This window comes from Pseudomonas protegens (genome assembly GCF_003732485.1).
Classification (GTDB): Bacteria; Pseudomonadota; Gammaproteobacteria; order Pseudomonadales; family Pseudomonadaceae; genus Aquipseudomonas; species Aquipseudomonas protegens_B.
Genome location: NZ_MOAK01000061.1, coordinates 159,281 through 164,493, shown reverse-complemented (window position 1 = coordinate 164,493; position 5,213 = coordinate 159,281). Strand labels below are relative to the sequence as shown.

Below are 5,213 nucleotides of genomic sequence, written 5' to 3'. Positions count from 1 at the left end.
CAGCCACTCCAGGGCCAGGCCGGTGGCCGGCTTGGCGGCGGGTTCCGGCTCGGGTTCCGGGGCCGGATCGGCGGCGTGCTCACTGGCCAGCTCGTCAAGATAGCTGTAGGCCGAGTCCATGTCCGGCTCGATGTAGTCCTCGTCCAGGGGCGGCTCGTCGTCCAGATCGATGCCCGGGGTGGCAGCGTCGACCTCGGCCACGCTCGGCTCGGGCACCGGCGCACTGACCCATTCCGGCGCATCCGGCACCACGCTGTCGGGCGTTGGAGTCGGCATCGGCGTCAGCTCGGGCTGTTCGGCCACCACTTCCAGAATCGGTTCAACCGCTGGCTGCTGCTCGATCTGCGGCGCTACCGGATCGTTCCAAGGCAGGTCGACCACCTCCTCGGCGACCACCGGCCCAGGCTCGACATCAACAGCTTCGACGGCAACCGCTTCGGCAACCGGCGGCGCGCCAGGTACAGGCGCGACCGGCGGAGCTGGAATCGGAGCCGGAGCGACCGGCGCGCTGGCAATAGGAGTAACGGGAGCCACAGGCACAGCAGGTGCTGGTACCGCCACGGCTTGGGCGGAATCAACTGTGGCCTGGCTGATCCCCACTGGCTTTAGCGGCTGTCTCGGTGCATCCGCGGTGTCCGCCGGACGGAAGGCCAGCATCCGCAGCAGGACCATTTCGAAGCCCCCCCGCGGGTCCGGCGCCAACGGCAGATCGCGACGGCCGATCAGGCCCATCTGGTAATAAAACTGTACGTCTTCGGCCGGCAGCGCCTGGGCCAGGGCCAATACCCGGTCACGATCACCATGACCGTTGTCGACCCCTTCCGGCAACGCCTGGGCAATCGCTACCCGGTGCAGCACGTTGAGAATTTCCGAGAGCACACCGTTCCAGTCCGGCCCCTGCTCCGCCAGATGGCGGACAGCCTCCAGCAACGCCTTAGCGTCACCATTGATCAGCGCATGGAGAACGTCATAGACCTGGCCGTGATCGAGGGTGCCGAGCATGGCTCGCACATCGGCGGCCATGACCTTGCCTTCACCGAAGGCGATGGCCTGGTCGGTCAAACTCATGGCGTCACGCATCGAGCCATCGGCGGCGCGGCCCAACAGCCACAGTGCATCGTCTTCGAACGGCACGTTCTCCACACCCAGCACATGGCTCAGGTGCTCGACCACCCGTTCGGGCGTCATGTTCTTCAGGGAGAACTGCAGACAACGGGACAAAATGGTCGCCGGCAGCTTCTGCGGATCGGTGGTTGCAAGGATGAACTTGACGTAGGGTGGCGGCTCTTCGAGGGTCTTGAGCAAGGCGTTGAACGAGTGACTGGAAAGCATGTGCACTTCGTCGATCAGGTAGACCTTGAAGCGTCCGCGGCTCGGTGCGTATTGCACGTTATCCAGCAGTTCACGGGTGTCCTCGACCTTGGTCCGGCTCGCGGCGTCGATCTCGATCAGGTCGACGAAACGCCCTTCATCGATCTCGCAGCACACCGAGCAGGTGCCGCACGGAGTGGAAGTGATGCCTGTTTCACAATTCAGACATTTGGCAATGATCCGCGCGATGGTGGTCTTGCCCACCCCGCGGGTGCCGGTAAACAGATAGGCGTGGTGCAGCCGCTGGCTGTCCAAGGCATTGATCAGAGCCTTGAGCACATGGGTCTGGCCGACCATTTCGCGGAACGAGCGCGGACGCCATTTACGTGCAAGAACCTGATAACTCATCGAAAACCGTCGCAACTGGAAAGCGGAAGCCGGTAATGCTAGCGGAGCAAGGGCGAAATTGCATCCGGCGCGCTCGTCTAATCTGTCTAAGCTGCATTTTGCAAAGGATTGCTCGGCCGTTCGAACCGTGGGAGACCGTATGCGTTTGACCTGGGGCGCCCTGCTACTCCTGAGTACCGGCCTGGAAGCCGCCGAAGCGCCTTTGCGCTTTGTCATCGCCGACAGCTGGGCCATGCCGACCATCGAGGTCGATGGCGAGCAGCCCACCGCCGGCATCCTTTACGACACCAGCAACAGCCTCGCCCGGCATATGGGCACCCGCGCCGAATTCCACGTCCTGGCCCGCGCCCGGGTGCAGAACGCCATGGCCCAGGGCGAAGTCGACGTGCGCTGCTTCGCCGCCCAGGCCTGGCTGCCGAACCTGTCCGGGGATTACCTGTGGAGCGTGCCGCTGTTCGTGCAACGCAACCTGCTGGTCAGTGACCGCTACCATCATGAACCGATCAATCCGCAGGAGTTGCCCACTCAGCACATCGGCACCGTACTGAGCTACACCTACACGTCGCTGCAACCCCTGTTCGAGAGCGCCCGACTGATTCGTGACGATGCCCGCAACGAGGAGCAAGTCCTGCAAAAACTCCAGGTAGGACGCTACCAGTACGCTATCGCCAGCCAATGGACGCTGGACTGGTTCAACAAGACCCAGGCCTCCGGCAAACCCTTGCACCGCGTCGCGCTGCTGCAGGAGCAAGCCGTAGGCTGCTATGTGCGCAATGACCCTGCAGTACCGGCCCAGCGAATTCTGCGGACCCTGCTGAAGATGAAGATGTCCGGCGAGATCGATGCCATCGTCCAGCGCTACGTTGACCCGCAGACCGGCGCTCAGGCTTCCGACACCGCCTCGCCCTGAAACGTGTCGCATCGCCACGGCAGCGGTGGCTCGAAACTGCTTACCCACTCCAGCACGGCGTCGGCGGGCATGGGCGCAGCAATGAACTCACCCTGGGCCACCTCACACCCGAGGGCCATCAATCGCTCCCCATGGGCCAGGCTTTCCAGGCCTTCCGCCACCACTTGGCGGCCAAACGCCCGAGCCAGTCCGACCAGAGCCTGGATCAGGGCCTGATCATCCTGGTCGTGAAGCATGTCGCGGACAAACAATCGATCGATCTTGATGGTCTGGGTACGCAGACGCTTGAGGTAGCTGAGGGACGAATGCCCAGTGCCGAAATCCCCCAGGGAGAACTGCACACCAAAGCCCTGGCAGGCATCGAGGCAATCGCTGACCCGCTGGATATTGTCGATGGCCACCGACTCGACAATCTCCAGATCCAGCAAGACCGGTGACACATCCGGGTAGCGATCGAGCATCCCCTTGAGCCGCTCGACAAAATCCGTGCGCTGGAAATGCCGGGCCGCGACGTTCAGGCTCACCGGCCAGACATGGCCCACCGCCTGCCAGCGTTGCAGTTGGCTCATCACCTGATCCATGACCCACTCGCCGATGTCGACAATCAGGTCGGTCTCTTCCACCTGAGGCAGGAAATCCTGGGAACCCAGCATCCCACGCTGCGGGTGCTGCCAGCGCAACATCGCCTCGAACCCCACCACCGCACCGCTGCGCATGTTGACCTTGGGCTGGAAATACAGATGCAGCTCGCCGCTGTTCAGCGCCTGGCGCACGTGTTCCACCGTCTGGTAGGTGACCATCACTTCGCGATCACGCAAAACATCGAACAGGTGGAAGCGGTTGCGCCCGCTTTGCTTGGCCACGTACATCGCCTGGTCGGCGTGGCGCAACAAGGTATCGGCATCATGGTTATCGGTGGGAAACAGGGTCACCCCAATGCTGGCAAACACGTTGATGTCCTTGCCCTGGATCGAATACGGCTGGGAAATGGTCGCCAGCACCCGCTGCAGTGCAGCCCGCAGCTCCAGCATGTCCCGTACGTACCGCAGGATCAGCACGAACTCGTCCCCGGCCAGGCGCGCCACCACATCCTCGCCCCTGATGATCGAACGCAGGCGGGCGGCCACTTCCACCAGCAGCAGGTCGCCACAGGCATGACCGTAGCCATCATTGACCGCCTTGAAGCCGTCCAGGTCGAGCATGCATACCGCCAGGGGGATATTCTCCTGGCGGGAGAAATCCAGGGCCTGATGCAGCAGGTCGGAAAGGAAGGCCCGATTGGGCAGGCCGGTCAGTACGTCATGCCCAACCCGCCATTGCAGCGAATGCAGCAACTGGCGCTTCTCGCTGACATCGAAACGGATCGACACGTAGCGCATCACCTTGCCGGAGCGCTGGTCCACCAGGGGCACCATGGTGCTGTCGACCCAGTACAGACTGCCGTCCTTGGCACGGTTACAGATTTCGCCTTTCCACACCCGGCCCTGGATGATGGTCTGCCACAGCTCGGTAAAGAACTCCGGTGGATGCAGCCCCGAACTGAGCATCCGGTGGTTGGCTCCGATCAGCTCTTCACGGCTGTAGCCCGAGACCTGGCAGAACAGGTCGTTGACATAGGTGATGCAACCGCCGAGATCTGTCTCGGAGAAGATGGCGGCGGCATCGACGGCCCTGCGGTATTTCTCATCCATGAGTCGAACTCACTGTCGCTAGCGGTTGAACCGCTCGACCAAGGCACGTAGCCCGGAAGAGATGTTTTCCAGCTCCGCGCCGCGAACCACGCCAGCGCTGGCATTCTCGGCAGTGCGCTGCACTGTAGCGGCGACACTGTTGATCTGTTCGGAAACCGATTCCGCTACATGGGACTGCTCCTGGGACGCCGCGGCCATCTGCTGGCTCATATCGGTGATACGCTCCACCGCCGCGCCTATGCCCCGCAAGGCCTGCTGCGCCTGCAAGACCTGTTGCACCCCCTGCTCGGCTTCCTCGATACCGAGGCTGGCGATCTGCACCGCCTCGTCGGCACCGGCCCGCAAGCTCTGGATGATGCCCTGGATCTGCTGGGTGGACTCACGGGTCTTGCTGGCCAAGGCGCGCACCTCGTCGGCCACCACGGCAAACCCGCGTCCCTGCTCACCGGCCCGAGCGGCTTCGATGGCTGCGTTCAAGGCCAGCAGGTTGGTCTGATCGGCAATCGCCTGGATCATGCTCGCCGCGACCATGATGTCCTGGGTCTGCCCGGCCAGATCGCCCACCGCCTGGTTGATCTGGGTAACAGTGCGGGCCAGCAACTGGATGGCATCACGGGAAGTGCCCGCCACCTGGCTGCCCTGCCGGGCCAGCAGGTTGGCAGTGTGGGCCTCGCTGGCGGTGTGCTGTACGTGTTCAGCCACCTCGGTGATCGAAGCGGCCATCTGGGTCATGGCGGCAGCCGTCATGTCGGTCTCCGCTCGCTGCTCCAGTAGCGCCGACTCAGTGCGGCTGGACAGTTGACTGGAATCGGCCGCCGCCGTTGCCATCTGTCGGGCCAGGTCGCTGAGGCGGGTCAAGGCGGTTTTCAGCCGCGCCTCTTCACTGGCCAGAA

The 5,213-nt window shown here is 63.3% G+C and carries 4 protein-coding genes; 1 reads left to right on the top strand and 3 read right to left on the bottom strand.

The genetic code is table 11. The features are described 5' to 3' along the window. A partial coding sequence (gene dnaX, locus BLX41_RS16980) for a DNA polymerase III subunit gamma/tau (RefSeq protein WP_259744969.1) occupies positions 1–1,719 on the bottom strand: 1,719 nt, incomplete at its 3' end. Positions 1,720–1,858: 139 nt separating this feature from the next. On the opposite strand from dnaX, the gene BLX41_RS16975 reads away from it, so the two are divergent. Beyond that, positions 1,859–2,629, top strand: a complete 771-nt coding sequence (locus tag BLX41_RS16975; protein ID WP_123725824.1) for a substrate-binding periplasmic protein — start codon at positions 1,859–1,861, stop codon at positions 2,627–2,629. Here the strand turns inward: BLX41_RS16975 and BLX41_RS16970 are convergent. Both BLX41_RS16970 and BLX41_RS35570 read right to left on the bottom strand, forming a co-directional pair. Beyond that, complete coding sequence (locus tag BLX41_RS16970; protein WP_123725823.1) at positions 2,602–4,320, bottom strand: putative bifunctional diguanylate cyclase/phosphodiesterase; 1,719 nt, start codon at positions 4,318–4,320, stop codon at positions 2,602–2,604. The two genes, BLX41_RS16975 and BLX41_RS16970, sit on opposite strands and share 28 nt — an antisense overlap. An 18-nt stretch (positions 4,321–4,338) precedes the next feature. Further along, a partial coding sequence (locus BLX41_RS35570) for a methyl-accepting chemotaxis protein (RefSeq protein ID WP_259744968.1) occupies positions 4,339–5,213 on the bottom strand: 875 nt, incomplete at its 5' end.

Excerpts from the sequence above, each read along its gene's own strand:
- BLX41_RS16975 (WP_123725824.1), top strand. The coding sequence starts at position 1,859 with ATGCGTTTGACCTGGGGCGCCCTGCTACTCCTGAGTACCGGCCTGGAA.
- BLX41_RS16970 (WP_123725823.1), bottom strand. The coding sequence starts at position 4,320 with ATGGATGAGAAATACCGCAGGGCCGTCGATGCCGCCGCCATCTTCTCC.